This is a genomic window from Myroides odoratimimus (assembly GCF_004337635.1).
Classification (GTDB): Bacteria; Bacteroidota; Bacteroidia; order Flavobacteriales; family Flavobacteriaceae; genus Flavobacterium; species Flavobacterium odoratimimum.
In genome coordinates this window covers 1,816,763-1,834,720 of the sequence record NZ_CP037427.1, presented here as the reverse complement: position 1 = coordinate 1,834,720, position 17,958 = coordinate 1,816,763, and the positions used below count along the sequence as shown (strand labels likewise).

At 33.6% G+C, this 17,958-nt stretch carries 16 protein-coding genes; 13 read left to right on the top strand and 3 right to left on the bottom strand.

The features are described 5' to 3' along the window. The first annotated feature begins 48 nt into the window (after nucleotides 1–48). The gene (locus tag E0Z07_RS08430; RefSeq protein ID WP_006257253.1) at nucleotides 49–576 is read left to right on the top strand and encodes an inorganic diphosphatase; all 528 of its coding nucleotides are present in this window, start codon (nucleotides 49–51) and stop codon (nucleotides 574–576) included. Between the two features lie 61 nt (nucleotides 577–637). On the opposite strand, the gene E0Z07_RS08425 is transcribed toward E0Z07_RS08430, so the two are convergent. Next, on the bottom strand, nucleotides 638–1,129 hold the full coding sequence (locus E0Z07_RS08425; RefSeq protein WP_006257255.1) for a DinB family protein: 492 nt from the start codon (nucleotides 1,127–1,129) through the stop codon (nucleotides 638–640). A 288-nt stretch (nucleotides 1,130–1,417) separates the two neighbouring features. On the opposite strand from E0Z07_RS08425, the gene E0Z07_RS08420 reads away from it, so the two are divergent. The 4 genes from E0Z07_RS08420 (at nucleotide 1,418) to porT (ending at nucleotide 5,200) form a co-directional block, all read left to right on the top strand. Next, nucleotides 1,418–2,866, top strand: coding sequence for an alanine/glycine:cation symporter family protein (locus E0Z07_RS08420; RefSeq protein WP_006262853.1), 1,449 nt, complete (start codon nucleotides 1,418–1,420; stop codon nucleotides 2,864–2,866). Nucleotides 2,867–2,921: 55 nt separating this feature from the next. Further along, the gene (locus tag E0Z07_RS08415; RefSeq protein WP_016650201.1) at nucleotides 2,922–3,482 is read left to right on the top strand and encodes a GNAT family N-acetyltransferase; all 561 of its coding nucleotides are present in this window, start codon (nucleotides 2,922–2,924) and stop codon (nucleotides 3,480–3,482) included. A 190-nt stretch (nucleotides 3,483–3,672) separates the two neighbouring features. Continuing rightward, on the top strand, nucleotides 3,673–4,401 hold the full coding sequence (gene ubiE / locus E0Z07_RS08410; RefSeq protein ID WP_006257258.1) for a bifunctional demethylmenaquinone methyltransferase/2-methoxy-6-polyprenyl-1,4-benzoquinol methylase UbiE: 729 nt from the start codon (nucleotides 3,673–3,675) through the stop codon (nucleotides 4,399–4,401). Between the two features lies 1 nt (nucleotide 4,402). Then, complete coding sequence (porT, locus tag E0Z07_RS08405; protein ID WP_006257259.1) at nucleotides 4,403–5,200, top strand: type IX secretion/gliding motility protein PorT/SprT; 798 nt, start codon at nucleotides 4,403–4,405, stop codon at nucleotides 5,198–5,200. Nucleotides 5,201–5,250: 50 nt separating this feature from the next. On the opposite strand, the gene E0Z07_RS08400 is transcribed toward porT, so the two are convergent. After that, nucleotides 5,251–5,985, bottom strand: a complete 735-nt coding sequence (locus E0Z07_RS08400; RefSeq protein WP_131540562.1) for a TrmH family RNA methyltransferase — start codon at nucleotides 5,983–5,985, stop codon at nucleotides 5,251–5,253. Between the two features lie 78 nt (nucleotides 5,986–6,063). Between E0Z07_RS08400 and tamL the strand changes: the two genes are divergently transcribed. The 3 genes from tamL to accD are packed head-to-tail and all read left to right on the top strand — an operon-like array spanning nucleotide 6,064 to nucleotide 10,605. After that, complete coding sequence (gene tamL, locus E0Z07_RS08395; RefSeq protein ID WP_131540561.1) at nucleotides 6,064–8,592, top strand: translocation and assembly module lipoprotein TamL; 2,529 nt, start codon at nucleotides 6,064–6,066, stop codon at nucleotides 8,590–8,592. A gap of 46 nt (nucleotides 8,593–8,638) precedes the next feature. After that, a complete protein-coding gene (gene fbaA, locus E0Z07_RS08390) occupies nucleotides 8,639–9,706 on the top strand; it encodes a class II fructose-bisphosphate aldolase (protein WP_131540560.1) in 1,068 nt (355 codons plus the stop codon). 44 nt (nucleotides 9,707–9,750) lie between these two features. Beyond that, the gene (gene accD, locus E0Z07_RS08385) at nucleotides 9,751–10,605 is read left to right on the top strand and encodes an acetyl-CoA carboxylase, carboxyltransferase subunit beta (RefSeq protein ID WP_006257264.1); all 855 of its coding nucleotides are present in this window, start codon (nucleotides 9,751–9,753) and stop codon (nucleotides 10,603–10,605) included. 70 nt (nucleotides 10,606–10,675) lie between these two features. Here accD and E0Z07_RS08380 read toward each other — a convergent pair whose 3' ends face one another. Beyond that, nucleotides 10,676–11,923: an ABC transporter permease gene (locus E0Z07_RS08380; protein WP_131540559.1), complete on the bottom strand. Its 1,248-nt coding sequence runs from the start codon at nucleotides 11,921–11,923 to the stop codon at nucleotides 10,676–10,678. Between the two features lie 192 nt (nucleotides 11,924–12,115). Here E0Z07_RS08380 and purH point away from each other — a divergent pair, with 192 nt between their 5' ends. Genes purH through mrdA form a run of 5 tightly spaced genes read left to right on the top strand, consistent with a single transcriptional unit; the run spans nucleotide 12,116 to nucleotide 17,958 of the window. Further along, nucleotides 12,116–13,642, top strand: coding sequence for a bifunctional phosphoribosylaminoimidazolecarboxamide formyltransferase/IMP cyclohydrolase (gene purH / locus E0Z07_RS08375; protein ID WP_006262848.1), 1,527 nt, complete (start codon nucleotides 12,116–12,118; stop codon nucleotides 13,640–13,642). Nucleotides 13,643–13,695: 53 nt separating this feature from the next. Beyond that, nucleotides 13,696–14,724, top strand: coding sequence for a rod shape-determining protein (locus E0Z07_RS08370; RefSeq protein WP_006257267.1), 1,029 nt, complete (start codon nucleotides 13,696–13,698; stop codon nucleotides 14,722–14,724). A gap of 9 nt (nucleotides 14,725–14,733) precedes the next feature. Then, a complete protein-coding gene (gene mreC / locus E0Z07_RS08365) occupies nucleotides 14,734–15,564 on the top strand; it encodes a rod shape-determining protein MreC (protein WP_006257268.1) in 831 nt (276 codons plus the stop codon). Next, nucleotides 15,557–16,081, top strand: coding sequence for a hypothetical protein (locus E0Z07_RS08360; RefSeq protein ID WP_006257269.1), 525 nt, complete (start codon nucleotides 15,557–15,559; stop codon nucleotides 16,079–16,081). Before mreC ends, E0Z07_RS08360 begins: the two co-directional genes overlap by 8 nt. Beyond that, on the top strand, nucleotides 16,078–17,958 hold the full coding sequence (gene mrdA, locus E0Z07_RS08355) for a penicillin-binding protein 2 (RefSeq protein WP_006257270.1): 1,881 nt from the start codon (nucleotides 16,078–16,080) through the stop codon (nucleotides 17,956–17,958). The genes E0Z07_RS08360 and mrdA overlap by 4 nt, the downstream gene beginning before the upstream one ends.

Below are 17,958 nucleotides of genomic sequence, written 5' to 3'. Positions count from 1 at the left end.
GAGTACTTTTGCACACGATTTTTAGAAATAAGATTTAAATAAAAAAATATGAATACATTCGAAACTTTTGATGCATTTGTTGAGATTCCAGCAGGCAGCAGAAACAAATATGAGTATGATTTTGATTTAAAAAGATTGCGTTTTGACCGTCTTTTATATTCTAACATGAGATATCCAGCTGATTACGGATTCATTCCAGAAACATTAGCTTTAGATGGAGATCCTCTAGACGTACTTGTAATGTTCACTGAGCCATCTCTTCCAGGAATGGTAGTAGAGGTAAAACCTGTAGGTGTTTTCTATATGGCTGATGATAAAGGACAAGATGAAAAAATCTTATGTGTACCTGTATCTGATCCAATCATGAATAAACTAAACGATATTCAAGATGTAAACGAGCACTTCAAAAAAGAAGTAGAACACTTCTTCAAAGTATACAAAGACTTAGAAAACAAAACAGTTACAACTGATGGTTTTGGAGATAAAGCAGCTGCTGTTCAACTAATCAAAGAATGTACTGAGCGTTTTGAAAAATTAGAAAACAAAGCTGAAGGTTTATTCAGCATCCGTTACTAATAAAATATAGTAAGAGAGCCACTCAAATGAGTGGCTCTCTTCTTTTATATCTACTACTTAATTATTTTTTATCTAAATATCTTTCTAATAAGATATCTATATGGTGTAAAGTATGACCATAGTTAAGCCTACCAATCTCTTCTACAGAGAGTACATAATGAGCCATTTGGTTTTTTAAAGCTAAAGCTTCTGTTGTAAAACCTTTAAACTGATAATACACACTCTTCATCAGTGTGATATATTCTTCTCTTAAATCTTGAGGTTCTTTACATTCCCCTTTTGAATTATCTACATACAGATTCTCATCAAATCCACTTAAGACACTTGTGTCCTGACGTGCGATATGCAAGGCACGATAACTAAATATACGTTCACAGTCTATCAGATGCTGTATCAGTTCCTTTACCGTCCACTTCCCTTCTGCATAAGCATAATCCCATTTATGTTGTAAGGTTACTTTATCCATTACCTCTAAGACAATAGGGATACGAGCTAATAATATCTCTTCTAAAGGCAATCCTTCTGAACGTCGAATGTAATCTGTGTGTGACATAGAGTTTATTTATAAGGTTTAGTCTGGTTATTTGTCTATCCAAAGTTAAAAAATGTCTTCATTAGTTATCGATATTTTTTACAAACAAAAACACAATACTTCACCGAAATAGCTTCATAAATAAAGTAAGATTTAGAAAGAATGATTTTAAATTTAAAAAAAGATAATTTTAACACCTTTCAATACTTAAAATTTTCTTAATTTCCACAAATATAAAACAAGCATATCTCTACTTAATAACAAAGAGATGTACTACAAACACACACAACAAAAAGCACAAACAACACAATGGAAGAAATTATTAAATTACTAAATGACTTAATTTGGTCTAACATTTTTATTGCACTCTGTCTATTAGTAGGACTTTATTTTACGATTACAACAGGATTTATACAGATCAGATACTTTCGCCATATGGTGAAATTACTTTTTACAGAAGGTTCTTCCGATAAAGGGGTAAGCCCATTTCAAGCCTTTAGTATGGCTATCGCTGGACGTGTAGGAGTAGGTAATATCGTAGGGGTAGCAACAGCTATCGCTGCAGGAGGTCCTGGAGCTATCTTCTGGATGTGGGCTATTGCCTTCTTAGGAAGTGCATCTGCTTTTATAGAATCTACATTAGCACAAATTTACAAAGTAGATAAAAATGGTCAATACGTAGGAGGTCCAGCCTTCTACATCGAAAAAGGAATGAAGAGTAAAGCATTTGCCCTATTCTTCTCTATCGTAACTTTAATCAGTTGCGGTCTATTCTTACCGAGTATCCAAAGTAATAGTATCGCCGTAAGTATGCATTCAGCTTTCTCTATCCCTACATGGGTTAGTGGTATTGCTATTTGTTTATTCTTAGGATTTGCAGTATTTGGTGGAGCGAAGAAAATGGGATTAATTGCTCAGATCATTGTACCTTTTATGGCTAGTGCATATATTATCATGGCTGTCATTATTATAGGGTTAAACATACAAGAGGTACCACACATCTTTGCTTTAATATTTAAATCTGCCTTTAACTTAGAGTCTGCTTTTAGTGGAGTCTTCGGTGCTGCAATCGCATGGGGTGTAAAAAGAGGTATATATTCTAATGAGGCTGGGCAAGGTACAGCACCACACGCTTCAGCTGCCTCTGAGACATCTCATCCTGTAAAACAAGGATTAGTACAAGCTTTCTCTGTTTATGTAGATACCCTATTCGTATGTACAGCAACAGCCTTAATGATCTTATTTACAAATTCGTATAACGTAATAGATGAATCAGGGACTTATATAGTAGAAAATATGCCCGGTGTAGAAGCTGGAGCTGCTTATACGGTAAAAGCAGTGGCAACACACTTTCCTGTATTCGCTTCTCAATTCATTGCTATAGCACTAACTTTCTTTGCTATCACTACAGCTATGTCTTATGTGTTCATCGCTGAATCAAACTTCGAATACTTAAGTAAAAAGAAAAACATTATCCTAAGATGGATCATGCGTATCATCATATTAAGCATTGTATTCTTTGCCTCTACTAGTGAACCAAGTATAGCATGGGGAATCGGTGATATCGGTGTAGGAGCTATGGCATGGATTAATATCATCGCTATCTTTATCCTAAGAAAACCAGCATTAAAGGCTTTAAAAGATTATGTAGCACAACGCAAAGAAGGAAAAGATCCTGTGTTCGAACCTAGTAAAATAGGTATAGAGAATGCTTCTGAGGAATGGGATAAAATAAATGAACGAAGAGCACATCAGTAATAATCACGAGTTCTCTTAAACTTTCTTACCTTTGTACTAATTCAAATTAAGAAAAATGCATTATACAATTAGACCTGCAAAAAGAGAAGATTACGACGTAGTTCCAGAATTAATGCTACAAGCAATGGAAGATATTGTCTTCACATTTATCCAAAAAGAAGACATCGAAGAAGCCATTAACTTTCTAACTATTATGTTCCGTAAACCGGGGAACTTATATAGTTATGAAAACACTTTCGTAGCGATAGATGAAGAGGGTGATATCGTAGGTTCTATAACTGGCTATAACGGAGATGACTTTATCACGTTAAGAGAGCCTGTACTAGACCTAATGAAGCAACAGTATAATAATGACATGATACCTGAACCAGAAACCGCTGGTGGAGAATATTACTTAGACACTGTAGCTGTATCTCCTAAAGTACAAGGTAAAGGAGTAGGTAGCCACTTACTGAAACATGCTGTAGACTATGCTAAGTCACAAGGTCATAAACAAGTAGGACTAATTGTAGATTTAGAAAACCCTAGTGCAATGAAACTTTATTCTCGACTAGGATTTAAACAAGGAAATCAACTAGAGTTTGCAGGTGGTGAATACTACCACATGTATATCTAACCTCATACAGATAAACCTGAGCATGTGCTCAGGTTTTCTTTTTTTTTCAGATCCCCTATTCTTTGTTTTAGACAATAGATCATTGTCTTTATCTACTTCCTTATTTAAAAAGCATTTATTCTTCATTTTGACACAAAACGAAACTTCTCATTTGGCTTTTAATAATTATATTTGTCAAAAATAAAATACAATGTCAAAAAATATTACTCCATACGAAGGATCTGAATTAGGCAAGAAACAACAAGTCGAACAAATGTTTGATACTATTTCTGGCAATTATGATAACTTAAATAGAATGATTTCTCTTGGTACTGATCAAGGATGGAGACGTAAGGTATTAAAGTTAGTATCTGAACAAAAACCAACTACAATATTAGACATTGCTACTGGTACTGGTGATTTAGCTATTCTGCTATCTAAAACAGAAGCTACTAAAATCACTGGACTAGATTTATCCGCTGGAATGCTAGAAGTAGGTAAACAAAAGATCAAAGCGTTAAACTTAGATAATAGAATCGAAATGGTACAAGGAGACTCAGAAAACTTGCCATTTGCAGACAATACTTTTGATGCTATCACAGTAGGTTTTGGTATTAGAAACTTCGAAGACTTAGAAAAAGGATTGTCAGAAATACTTCGCGTATTAAAACCTGGAGGAATATTCGTTATTCTAGAAACTTCTGTTCCTACTAAATTCCCATTTAAACAAGGATATTTCTTCTATACGCAGAATGTAATGCCGTTCATGGGTAAATTGTTCTCTAAAGACCAAAAAGCTTATAAATATTTATCTGACTCTGCAAAAAACTTCCCTTTTGGAGAAGCTTTAAACAATATTTTAAGAAAAGTTGGGTTTAAAGATGTAAAGCATCTTCCACAAACGATGGGAATTGCTACGATATATTCATCTTCAAAATAATATGAAAAGACTAATTGTATTTTTTTTAATCCTATTCGTTAGCTCACAGTCTTATGGGCAATGGATATTTGGTAGAAACCCGATGCTTAACAAAAGAGATTGGGACAAACAGCGTGTCCATTGGGGCTATTACTTAGGAGTCAATTCATACAATTACAAGTTTGATTATAATGCAGACTATTATCACAAGCTACAAGCATTAAAAGAAAAATACCCAAATGACTATACTGAAATACAAGTAAAGTCTTCTATGGGATTTAATGTAGGACTTGTTGGGAACTTGCGTATCATGGAGCATTTAGACTTGCGCTTTGAGCCAGGACTAACATATGCAAAAAGAGAATTGTCTTTCCCTAGAGCGCTTATCTATGATTATTATGCTACACAGCACAATAATCCAGAACCTTCTGAATATGAATTAAACAGTTCTTCGGTCAAGTCAACTAGTGCTACATACCTACACTTCCCTTTATTATTAAAATTCTCTGCTCTGAGAACTGGAAATATACGTCCTTATGTCTTAGGAGGTTTTTCTTTGGACTTAAACTTAGGAAGTAATAATAAAGTAGATAGCGATAACTATGAGGGAGTCTGGCGAGTAGAGAAGCTTACAGCTAACTACGAAATAGGGGTAGGTATCGACTTTTATTTTGAATATTTTAAATTTTCTCCTTCTATTAGAGGGGTATTTGGAATTAATGATGAATTAATCAGAGATAAAAATGCGCAAAGTCCATGGACTGGAAATATAGAATCAATGAAATCTAGAGGGATATTTGTCAACTTTACCTTTCATTAAAAACAGATATAAAAAAAGGGAACTTACTTAAGTTCCCTTTTTTTATATGCTTAAAAATTATGTCTTCTAAATTCGCTTAGTACAATAGAGGCTGCCATGGCAACATTTAAACTTTCTGTCTGTTGTAAATTTCCATAACGAGGAATCGCTACTCTTTCTGTTACTAAATTTTCAATAACATTCGAAATACCATTAGCTTCATTTCCCATGATGATAATTCCTTTATTCGCCACTGTTTTCTGATAGATATTATCTCCATCCATAAAAGTACCATAAATAGGAAGCTCCCCTCCTGCTCTAATTAATTCTGGTAACTCTCCATATACAAGATTAACACGAGCAATTGACCCCATTGTAGCTTGTACCACTTTAGGGTTATAGACATCTACTGTCTCACTGGTACAAATAATATGCTTGATCCCAAACCAATCACATAATCGTATAATAGTCCCTAGATTACCTGGATCTCTAATATCGTCTAAAGCAACGATAAGATCACTATAATCTACAGACTCTTGTTCCGTGCAATGAAATACAGCCAAACAATTAGAAGTCGTACTCAGCGCAGACATCTTTTTTAAATCGTCTTTACTTACAATAGAAACCTTCGACTGAGGAACATTAAACTTCAGTTCTTCTGTACAATATATGTGCTCTAAAACCAACGAAGACTTCACTAATTCTCCAACCACCTTAACTCCTTCTGCAATAAAAAGTTGGTGTTCTTTTCTATATTTTTTCTGATGTAAACTCTTAATTAATTTGATTTGGTTTTTCGTAACCATAAAAAACTGTATTTTTGACTGAAAATTGACTATACTACTTTGAGCAGATTTTTACCAAAAATACTACTATTTCTATTAATGAGCATAAGTTTTTTTGCATGCTCTATCACGGAGCAGGTTCCAAACGACCGTGCTCTATTAATGGATAATACCATTCTCGAAAATGGTAAAAAAATATCTAAAGAAGAGGTTATGGCGCAGCTATACCAACACCCGAACAGCACTTTTCCCATGACTAATATGAGGTTAAGACTATATCTGTACAATCTGGCAAAGCCAAATGCTGATTCACTATATCAAATATGGTTAAAAGAAAACCCTGGTAAAGAAAAGGTAATGGAGAGTGTTCTTTCTAAGAAACAAGTTGACCGATTAGGAGAGTCTTTTATTATATCTGGGATTAATAACTTCCTATTAAAAACAGGAGAAGCACCTGCTTTATACGATAGCCTGAGAACAAACAAATCTAAGATTCGTCTAAAAAACTACTATTTCAACAAAGGTTTTTTTGATACAAAAATTACAACTCAGTTAGATACCACTGGAGTAAAAAAAGTAAAAAACACATATAGCATTACTACAGGAGAACCGTATGTAATAGATAGTATTAACGCTAATATCAGTACGAAAGCTTTAGAAGATCTATACATTAAGTCTCTATCGAAATCAAAAATCAAGAGCAATACTGTATTTGATGTTAAAAACTTCGAAGAAGAACGAAAAAGATTAGCTACAGACTTTAGAGATAATGGTGCGTATCATTTTCAAGAATTAAATATTCGCTATGAAGTAGATACTATTATCAATAAAAAAAACAGAGCGAATATAGAATTAATCATTGATCCTAGAACAGTTAAGTCTGGAGATTCATTAAAAGAAGTTCCGTTTAAAATATATACGATTAGCGACGTAAATATCTTCACAGATAATAGTTCTAAAAACAAAGAATACGTCTTAGATAGTGTTCACTACAACAACTTTAATATATATAGCTCTACAAAGCTTCAATATAAACCGAAGGCACTTACAGATGCTATATTTATAACAAAAGGAAGTACTTTTAGTGACTTCAGAAGAGTATTAACCTCTCGCTCTATCAGTAATTTACGTACTTTTAACTATCCTGTTATAGAATATGTAGAAGATAAAAGAGATACTACTGGACAATCATTAATCAGTAATATCTACCTAACATCTCGTAAAAAGATGACTTTCAACCCATCATTTGATGTTACTCACTCGAATATTCAAGATTTCGGTATTGGTGGGAGTATGGGGTTACTGTTCAGAAATGTTTTTAGAGGAGCTGAGATATTAGAAATCAACTTAAAAGGATCATTAGGTTCTTCTCGCCAAATGAGCAACCCTAATGATGTGTTCTTCAATGTAACAGAATATGGTGGAGATGTTAAACTAACTTTTCCACGACTATTATTTCCAATAAATACGGATAGATTAATTCCTAAAAGTATGTTACCAACAACTTCTATGAGCTTTGGGCATACTAAACAGAAAAATATTGGGCTAGACAAAAACAGCTTAACTGCTATAGTAAACTATACATGGCTACCATCAAGAAGGAATAGCTTTAGTGTCGATTTAGCTAATATACAATACATTAGAAACACCAACCCTAGTAATTACTTCAGTGTTTATAAATCATCTTATACTAGACTAAATGACCTGTCTAAAAACTATACGACTATCAATCCAGACTATTATGATCAGAACGGTAATCTAACAATAGCTGAAGGAGGAAGTAATCTATTTATAAAAGATGCTCTAGATACAAATAATCCTCTAGGTATCTCTGCTCAAGATCATCAAGAGATAAGAAGTATAGAAGAAAGACGTATACGCCTATCTGAAAACAACTTAATTATAGCGAGTAATATCACTTTTACGAATACGACTAGAACTAATCTATTAGATAACAGCTTCTATACGCTAAAAGCTAAAGTAGAGTCTGCAGGTGGTCTTATGAACTTATTAATGCAAAATACAAGTTCTAAAATAGGACCAACAGGAAAAAAAACAATAATGGATGTAGAGTTTTCTCAATATGTAAAAACAGAGGTAGACTTCGTTAAATACTTTGATCTAGGCAAAAAACGTGTTGTTGCAATGCGTGCTTTCGCTGGTCTAGCAGTACCTTATGGCAACTCCAATTCCATTCCATTCACAAGGAGTTATTATTCAGGAGGATCAAATGACAATAGAGGATGGCAATCTTACCGATTAGGACCTGGGCAAAGTGGAGGTATCAATGACTTTAACGAAGCGAATATGAAATTGTTCTTCAGTACTGAGTATCGTTTTAACATAGGAGGGAAATGGTATGGAGCACTTTTCGTAGATGCCTCAAATATTTGGAACGTATTTGATGATATTAAAGATAATACCTATACCTTTAACGGCATTTCTTCATTAAAAGATATGGCAGTAGCATCGGGATTAGGATTGAGATATGATTTTAGTTTCTTTGTATTCAGATTAGATATGGGATTCAAAACATATAATCCTGCACAAGATAAAGGACAAAAATGGTTCAAGGAGTTTAGCTTAAAAGAATCAGTCTTAAACGTTGGAATTAATTATCCATTCTAATTCAAATAATAATTAGTATTTTTGTACAAAATTTAAACACACAACTATGGCTCATAATATTAAACCAGGAGTTGCTTTTGGCGACCAAGTTCAAGAGATTTTTAGATATGCAAAAGAAAAAGGTTTTGCACTACCAGCAGTAAATGTAACTAGTTCAAGTACTATCAATGCTGTATTAGAAACTGCTGCTAAATTAAATTCTCCAGTGATTATTCAGTTTTCAAATGGAGGAGCATCTTTTATGGCAGGTAAAGGGTTGTCTAATGACAATCAAAAATCAGCTATCATAGGAGCTGTTGCAGGAGCAAAACATGTACATGCATTAGCAGAAGCTTATGGAGTAGCTGTTATTCTACATACAGATCACTGTGCAAAAAAACTATTACCTTGGATAGATGGCTTATTAGAAGCTGGTGAAGAACATATGAAACAATATGGTAAACCTCTATTTAGTTCACACATGATTGACTTATCAGAGGAGCCTATTAAAGAAAATATTGAGATTTCTAAACAATACTTAGAGCGCATGGACAAACTAGGTATGACATTAGAAATAGAATTAGGAATCACAGGAGGAGAAGAAGATGGAGTAGATAATACGGATGTAGATTCATCTAGATTATATACTCAACCTGATGAAGTAGATTACGCTTATGAAGAACTATCTAAAGTAAGCCCTAGATTTACAATCGCTGCTTCTTTCGGAAACGTACACGGGGTATATAAACCAGGTAACGTAAAACTGACTCCTATCATTCTTAAAAACTCTCAAGAATACGTAGCGAAGAAACACAACTTAGGACACAATCCTGTAGACTTCGTTTTCCATGGTGGATCAGGTTCTTCTGTAGAAGAAATCAGAGAAGCTATTGGCTATGGTGTTATCAAAATGAATATCGATACAGATACTCAGTTTGCCTACACAGAAGGAATTAGAGACTATATGTCTTCAAAAATAGACTATTTAAAAACTCAAATAGGTAACCCTGACGGTTCAGATATTCCTAACAAGAAATATTATGATCCAAGAGCGTGGGTTAGACAAGGAGAATTGACTTTAATCGCTCGCTTAGAGCAAGCTTTTGAAGATTTAAATAACGTAAATACGTTATAATTCCCCCCTTGCTTTCAAATTAGTATAAACAAAAGAAACATTTTATGGCTTGGTTTAAAAGGAAAGAAAAAGGTATTCAGACGCCAACAGAAGACAAAAAAGATATTCCAAAAGGATTATGGTATAAATCTCCGACTGGAAAGATAATTGATCAAGATCAGTTAGAACAAAATTTATGGGTGAGTCCAGAAGATGGATATCACGTTCGTATTGGTAGTAAAGAATATTTTGAAATTCTTTTTGACAACAACGACTACAAAGAAATAGCCAAAAGCCTTTCTTCAAAAGATATTTTGAAATTTGAAGATACTAAAAAGTATGTAGATCGTTTAAAAGAAGCAATGACTAAAACACAATTAAAAGATGCTGTTAAAGTCGCTGTTGGTCAATCAAAAGGAGAAAAATTAGTAGTTGCTGCAATGGACTTTGCTTTTATTGGGGGTTCTATGGGATCTGTAGTAGGAGAAAAAATAGCACGTGGTATAGACTACTCATTAAAAAATAAGATACCGTTCTTAATGATTTCAAAATCAGGAGGAGCTCGTATGATGGAAGCAGGTTTTTCATTAATGCAAATGGCAAAAACATCTGCTAAATTAGCGATGCTAAGCGATGCTAAAATTCCATACATTTCATTATGTACAGATCCTACAACAGGAGGTATATCAGCTTCTTTCGCTATGTTAGGTGATATCAATATAGCTGAACCAGGTGCATTAATTGGTTTCGCAGGTCCACGTATTGTAAAAGATACAACAGGTAAAGACTTACCTGAAGGCTTCCAAACTTCTGAATTTTTATTAGAACACGGATTCCTTGATTTCATTACACACAGAAGAGACCTGAAAAAGAATGTAAATCAATACTTAGATTTGATACTAAATAGACCAATGAGATAATTCTCAGGTTTAATATAAAAAAGGATACTAGTTCTATAATTAGTATCCTTTTTTTTATCTATGTTGGTTTCTATCCTCCCATTCTAATGGCTTCTACAGGATCTAACTTAGCTGCTGATCTCGCAGGTAAATATCCTGACAATACTCCTATAAAACCAGATAAAACTAGTCCTACAAAAATATTAGAAAGACTTAATACAAATGCAAAGTCTAATAAACTAGTCACTAAGAGACCTATGCCCCACACCATGAATATTCCAACTAGTCCTCCAATAAGTGATAATACAACTGCTTCAAATAAAAACTGAAACAATATAAAATGTCTCTTCGCTCCAATCGCTTTTTGAATACCAATAAGATGAGTACGTTCTTTAACAGATACAAACATAATATTAGCTATACCAAAACCTCCCACTAATAAAGAAAAACCACTAATTATCCATCCTACAACATTCATTTGACCTATAATCTTCTCTATCATATCTAACATCCCTCCGAATACATTGATAAAGAAATTATCATCCTCTCCTTCTTTCAATCCCCTATACAATCTTAATTTCGCTGCTATTTCATCTTCAAACTGTTTAATATCTACATCTTTACTAGGTTTAAGAATCACTACGGTAGTAGATGCTAAACTATTATCGCCAAACATTTGTCTCATAATATTCACTGGCATATAAACACTCTCATCTTGACTCCCTCCAACGCTTATAGATCCTTGCTTTTCAATAACACCAATAACTGTAAAACGCTTACCATAGAGTCGAACATACTGTCCTACTGGATCAAAATCCTCAAATAATGTATTAGCTACTTCATGCCCTATCACTACCACAGGAACACCATTTGTTGCCTCTGATTCATTAAAAAAACGCCCGTTAACCACTTTCACATTATCCAAAAACTGCATATCAGAAGAACATGGTCTCATAATAACTTCTGCATAGTTCGCACCAAACTTCATCTGTTCAGACTTAGTAAAATAATTAAACGATGCATACTCTACATTGGCTAGATTTCGTTTAAGATAATCGTATTCGTCATACTTCATCTTTGGATACTGCTCATACTTCCATTTAGGAACTTCGGTTGGCCCAAAAGAACGATCGAAAACATAAATCATATTTCGATCAAAACCACTCAATTCACTTTTAATATTCCTATCCATCGAATCTACTGCTGCTAAAACAGCTATAATCGAAAAAATCCCAATAGTAACACCTAGAAAAGAAAGTGCAGTACGAAGCTTATTAATACGTAACGCATTAATTGCAAAACTAAAACTCGTGGATAAAAGTCTTAAATACACTCTCATAAGGCTAATCGCTTTTCTTTATAGATATAACATAACTCCCCTAATCTTGTCAACAACACAAAAAACAGAGAGATATTTTTCTAAATTAATCAATATTAGAAATAAAATAAAAAGAAAGTTAAAAAACTTCTTCATTAAACTTTATTAATACCTAGACAATAGTTACTTTTGCGCATTGACAAAAAACACAACATGAGCACAACTAAAAAAATTCAATCAGCCCTAATTTCTGTTTTTGATAAAAATGGATTAGAGCCAATCGTAAAAGAGTTACACAAGCACAATGTAACTATCTATTCTACTGGTGGTACAGAAACATTTATCAAAGAGTTAAACATACCTGTAGTACCTGTAGAAGACGTTACTTCTTACCCTTCTATCCTAGGAGGAAGAGTAAAAACATTACATCCTAAGATCTTCGGAGGGATTCTTAATAGACAAGATCACGAAGGAGATATTGCTCAAATGAAAGAATATGAAATCCCACAAATTGATTTAGTAATTGTGGATTTATATCCATTCGAAAACACTGTAGCATCTGGAGCACCTGAAGCTGATATTATTGAAAAAATAGACATTGGAGGTATTTCTTTAATCAGAGCTGCTGCTAAAAACTTTAAAGATACAGTAATCGTACCTTCTGTAAACGAATACGAACTATTCTTACAGATGATTCAAGAGAATAATGGGGCGACTACTTTAGAAAACAGAAGATTATTAGCTACAAAAGCTTTCCATGTTTCTTCTCATTATGACGGAGCTATTTTTAACTATTTCAATACAGACGAAACAGTGCTTAAAATTAGCCAAGCGAATGGAAATGAACTTAGATATGGAGAGAATCCTCACCAAAAAGGTCACTTCTTCGGAAACTTTGATGCCCTTTTTGACAAGTTAAATGGAAAAGAACTATCTTACAACAACCTACTAGATGTAGATGCAGCTGTAAACTTAATGAATGAGTTTAAAGGTGAAGCTCCTACATTCGCTATTTTAAAACACAATAATGCGTGTGGAGTAGCACAAAGAAGCACAATGAAAGCAGCGTACTTAGATGCTCTAGCTGGTGATCCTACTTCTGCATTTGGAGGTGTTTTAATTGCAAATAACACTATAGATGTAGCAACTGCTGAAGAAATCAACAAATTATTCTGCGAAGTTGTAATCGCTCCTGCATACGACGAAGCTGCTATTGAGATTTTAAAAGAAAAGAAAAACAGAATTATTTTAGTAATAAAAGAAACTGAACTTCCTAAGAAACAAGTACGTACTTGCTTAAACGGAATTTTAGTTCAAGATAAAGACAATATTACAGACAATAAAGAGCTATTAACTAACGTTACAAAATTATCTCCTTCAGACAAGGAAATAGAAGATTTGTTATTTGCTTCTAAAATCTGTAAACACACCAAGTCAAATACAATTGTATTAGTAAAAGATGGTCAACTGTGCTCTTCTGGTACAGGACAAACCTCTCGTGTAGATGCTTTACGTCAAGCAATCGAAAAAGCTAATTCATTTAACATAGAACTAAAAGGTGCTGTTATGGCTAGTGATGCATTCTTCCCTTTCCCTGACTGTGTAGAAATAGCTCACAACGCTGGAATTACAGCTGTAATCCAACCTGGAGGGTCTATAAAAGACGATTTAAGTATCAATTATTGTGACGAAAATAATATCGCTATGGTTTGTACAGGAATTCGTCATTTTAAACATTAATTTACTACTTTTGTAAAGCATTAAAATATTAACTATAAAAGCCTTTTAATTATATGGGATTTTTTGATTTTATGACTGAGGATATCGCTATAGACCTTGGAACAGCGAATACCCTAATCATCCATGGAGGAAAAGTTGTGGTAGACAACCCTTCTATTGTTGCCCGAGATAGGACCACGGGTAAAATTATTGCTGTCGGAAAAGAAGCAAGCTTGATGCAGGGAAAAACGCATGGTAATATCAAAACAATTCGCCCATTAAAAGACGGAGTTATTGCTGATTTCGATGCTTCAGAAAAAATGATAAGCCTCTTTATCAAGAGCATTCCTGCATTAAGAAAAAAAATGTTTACACCGGCATTACGTATGATCGTATGTATACCTTCTGGAATAACAGAGGTAGAAATGCGTGCTGTAAAAGAATCTTGTGAGCGTGTGAATGGTAAAGAGGTTTACCTTATACATGAACCTATGTCTGCTGCAATTGGTATTGGAGTAGATATTATGCAACCAAAAGGTAATATGATTGTAGATATCGGAGGTGGTACTACTGAGATTGCTGTTATTGCCTTAGGAGGTATTGTATGTGATAAATCTGTAAAAATTGCAGGTGATGTATTCACTAATGATATCATCTATTATATGCGTACACAACACAACTTATTCGTTGGAGAAAGTACTGCAGAAAAAATCAAAATTCAAATCGGAGCAGCTACTGAAGATTTAGAAACTCCTCCAGAAGATATGCTAGTTCAAGGGCGTGACCTATTAACTGGTAAACCAAAACAAGTAACTGTATCTTACAGAGAGATCGCTAAAGCTTTAGATAAATCTATCCAACGTGTAGAGGATGCTGTAATGGAAACATTATCTCAAACTCCACCAGAACTAGCTGCTGATATCTATAATACTGGTATTTATTTAGCAGGTGGAGGTTCTATGCTTAGAGGTTTAGACAAACGTATTTCTCAAAAAACAGACCTTCCTGTATACATCGCAGAAGATCCGTTAAGAGCAGTTGTAAGAGGTACTGGCCTAGCAATCAAGAACATTGACAAATACAAAAGTGTATTGATCAAATAAAAATAACTTATGCAGCAGATAATCAATTTCTTTATAAAAAACAGTACTAAGCTACTGTTTTTGCTGCTTTTAGTCATATCATTCGGGCTAATAATACAAACGCATACTTTTCATCAAAGTTCGTTTATTAGCTCTGCGAATGGTGTGACTGGTTATGTCTATGAAAATGTAAACAACTTTAAGGAGTATATGCATTTAAAAACAGAGAATGATGCTCTTGTTTTAGAAAATGCACACCTAAAGGCCATCGCTTTCAACAATACTACTGCACAAGATTCTATAGAAATTAGAAACTTAATGCCAGAAGAAAGACAAGAGTACTCTATCATAGTCGCTAAAGTAATCCGTAATACTTTTAATACTAAAGAAAACTACCTTACCATAAAAGGTGGTTCTAAACAAGGTATCGAAAAAGATATGGGAGTGATTAATAGTAATGGAGTGATTGGAGTTATAGAAAAAACATCTAAAAACTACTCTACAGTACAAAGCATCTTGAACGTTAAATCTAAGATCAATGCTAAAATAAAAGGTACGAATCACTTCGGTCCTCTAGAATGGGATGGAAAAAACACTGGATATGTTAATTTATCTGATATACCAAGGCTAGCTGAGATTTACAAAGGAGATACTATTGTTACAGGAGGTATATCTACGATATTCCCTGAAAATATTCCTATTGGAGTAATCGAGAAAGCATATACTAATGAAACTTCAAATTACTTTACAATTTCTGTTCGCTTGTTCAATGACATGACGAACCTTGGTTATATATACGTAATTAAGAACAAAGATATTGAAGAAATTAACCAACTAGAAGCTGAAACAAAAGATGAATAGTGTTGCATTTTCAAATATTGCTCGTTTTATTGCGTTACTAATCGCACAGATTCTTATTTTCAATAATATAGATCTATTTGGTTTTATAAACCCATTTCCATATATATTATTTATTATCCTATACCCTACAGACAACAATAAGGCTGTATTTTACTTAACAAGCTTTTTTTTAGGTCTTATTGTAGATATGTTTGAGAACTCTGGTGGAATGCACGCAGCTGCTAGTTTAATTCTAGCCTTTGCTAGACCATCTATACTAAAGTTCTCCTTCGGGATCAGCTATCAATATCACAATTTAAATATCATCAAAAAAATCACTAAAGATATTTTTAAATCTCTGGAGGTTTTTGGTTATATTTCAATATCCGTTGTTATACATCACATTATACTCTTTGGACTAGAATTCTTTAGATTTAACTTTATCTGGGAAATACTTCTAAGAACTGTATTAACAACTATAACTACACTACTAGCGTGTATTTTGATATTATTCCTGATTAAACCGTCGAAAAAATGAGAAAGCTTTTATTACCCTTAATCATTATAGTAGTTACTATTGTAGTACTAGCTAGATTGTTTTTTTTACAGATAATAGACGATACTTATATTAAAAAGTCAGAGAATAACGCCTTAAAAATTGTTTACGAATATCCTGAAAGAGGATATGTCTTTGACAGAAACAATAAATTGCTTATAGCGAACCAACCTTCTTATGATATTATGGTTGTTCCTAGAGAAGTTAAGAATATTGATACTCTAGCTTTATGCAGTTTACTAGATGTTACTTATGACCAGTTTGTTTCTAAATTAGAAAAAGCAAAGGTATATAGTCCTAGACTACCTTCTATTTTCTTACCTCAATTAAGTAAAGCTGAATATGCTGCCTTTCAAGAGAAAATAAGACACTTCAATGGGTTTTATATTCAAAAAAGATCTCTAAGAGACTATCAAGTATCTTCAGGAGCAAACCTTTTCGGTTACATACGTCAAGTAAATGAACAGAATATAAAGTCTAATTCATATTATAAATCAGGAGACTTAATCGGTATACAAGGTATCGAACAAGAATATGAAGAAACATTAAGAGGTACTAAAGGTGTAAAATATATTCAAAGAGACCGTTTTAATAGAGAAATAGGTTCTTTTAAAAATGGAATATATGACACTTTAGCCGTAAAAGGAGATGACATTATTCTTACAATAGATAGTGAACTACAGGCTTATGGAGAGTTATTAATGCAGAATAAAAGAGGGGGTATCGTTGCAATCGAACCTAAAACAGGAGAAATACTAGCTTTAATTAATGCTCCTAGTTATGATCCTGCTCTACTCGTTGGAAGAGAACGCTCTAAAAACTATACTGCACTATATAATGATTCACTAGCCAAACCTTTATACAACCGTGTTCTTTCTGGAGAATATTCTCCAGGATCCCCATTCAAAATACTTACTGGTTTAATAGGTTTACAAGAAGGTGTTATTAATGAACATACTACTTTTGCCTGTAATAGAGGTTTCTATTATGGTAAAGGTGCTTGGATGGGATGTCATGATTCTGGTCATTGGAATTTAAACATTGCTATTGCAAAATCTTGTAATACGTACTTCGCTAATACTTATAAAAGAGTAATAGAGAAATATAAATCACCTGCTGAAGGAATCAATAAATGGAGTGAACATTTACATTCATTTGGATTAGGTCAATTCTTAGGATATGATCTACCTGAAGGAAGAAAAGGACATATCCCTGATGCCGACTATTACAACAGATGGTATCCAAATGGAGGATGGAAAAGTACGACTACTATTTCTAACTCTATTGGTCAAGGAGAAGTTATTATGACTCCAATGCAATTAGCCAATGTAATGGCTGCTGTAGCTAATAAAGGTTATTACTATACACCTCATATCATTAAGAATATAGAACATCACGACATAGATAAAAAGTTCACTACTAAAAATATCACATCAATAGATCCACGCCATTTTGAGCCTATTATAAAAGGTATGAATGATGTATTTAATATTGGTACTGGTCGTTCTGTGAGAGTAGATGGCTTAGAAATGTGTGGTAAAACAGGTACTGTAGAGAACTTTACTAGAATCAATGGTAAACGTTACCAATTAACCGATCACTCTGTATTCGTAGCATTCGCCCCTAAAGATGACCCTAAAATAGCAATTGCTGTATTTATTGAAAACGGATATTGGGGAGGTAGATGGGCGGCTCCTATTACTAGCTTAATGGTTCAGAAATATCTTCTACCAGAAATAGTAAGAACTGACTTAGAAAAACGAATGTTAGAAGGAAGTTTGAAAAATGAATATGACAAAGTGCTTCATCTTTATGACACGTCAGATAAACCTAAAAAAACACATAGAATTAATATATAG

Bases quoted from the DNA above. Each gene is read 5' to 3' on its own strand.
- E0Z07_RS08400 (WP_131540562.1), bottom strand. From the start codon at position 5,985: ATGGTTACGAAAAACCAAATCAAATTAATTAAGAGTTTACATCAGAAA.
- E0Z07_RS08370 (WP_006257267.1), top strand. From the start codon at position 13,696: ATGGGATTTTTTGATTTTATGACTGAGGATATCGCTATAGACCTTGGA.
- E0Z07_RS08425 (WP_006257255.1), bottom strand. From the start codon at position 1,129: ATGTCACACACAGATTACATTCGACGTTCAGAAGGATTGCCTTTAGAA.
- porT (WP_006257259.1), top strand. From the start codon at position 4,403: ATGAAAAGACTAATTGTATTTTTTTTAATCCTATTCGTTAGCTCACAG.
- purH (WP_006262848.1), top strand. From the start codon at position 12,116: ATGAGCACAACTAAAAAAATTCAATCAGCCCTAATTTCTGTTTTTGAT.
- mrdA (WP_006257270.1), top strand. From the start codon at position 16,078: ATGAGAAAGCTTTTATTACCCTTAATCATTATAGTAGTTACTATTGTA.
- ubiE (WP_006257258.1), top strand. From the start codon at position 3,673: ATGTCAAAAAATATTACTCCATACGAAGGATCTGAATTAGGCAAGAAA.
- accD (WP_006257264.1), top strand. From the start codon at position 9,751: ATGGCTTGGTTTAAAAGGAAAGAAAAAGGTATTCAGACGCCAACAGAA.
- E0Z07_RS08380 (WP_131540559.1), bottom strand. From the start codon at position 11,923: ATGAGAGTGTATTTAAGACTTTTATCCACGAGTTTTAGTTTTGCAATT.
- E0Z07_RS08415 (WP_016650201.1), top strand. From the start codon at position 2,922: ATGCATTATACAATTAGACCTGCAAAAAGAGAAGATTACGACGTAGTT.
- E0Z07_RS08430 (WP_006257253.1), top strand. From the start codon at position 49: ATGAATACATTCGAAACTTTTGATGCATTTGTTGAGATTCCAGCAGGC.
- mreC (WP_006257268.1), top strand. From the start codon at position 14,734: ATGCAGCAGATAATCAATTTCTTTATAAAAAACAGTACTAAGCTACTG.
- fbaA (WP_131540560.1), top strand. From the start codon at position 8,639: ATGGCTCATAATATTAAACCAGGAGTTGCTTTTGGCGACCAAGTTCAA.
- E0Z07_RS08420 (WP_006262853.1), top strand. From the start codon at position 1,418: ATGGAAGAAATTATTAAATTACTAAATGACTTAATTTGGTCTAACATT.
- tamL (WP_131540561.1), top strand. From the start codon at position 6,064: ATGAGCATAAGTTTTTTTGCATGCTCTATCACGGAGCAGGTTCCAAAC.
- E0Z07_RS08360 (WP_006257269.1), top strand. From the start codon at position 15,557: ATGAATAGTGTTGCATTTTCAAATATTGCTCGTTTTATTGCGTTACTA.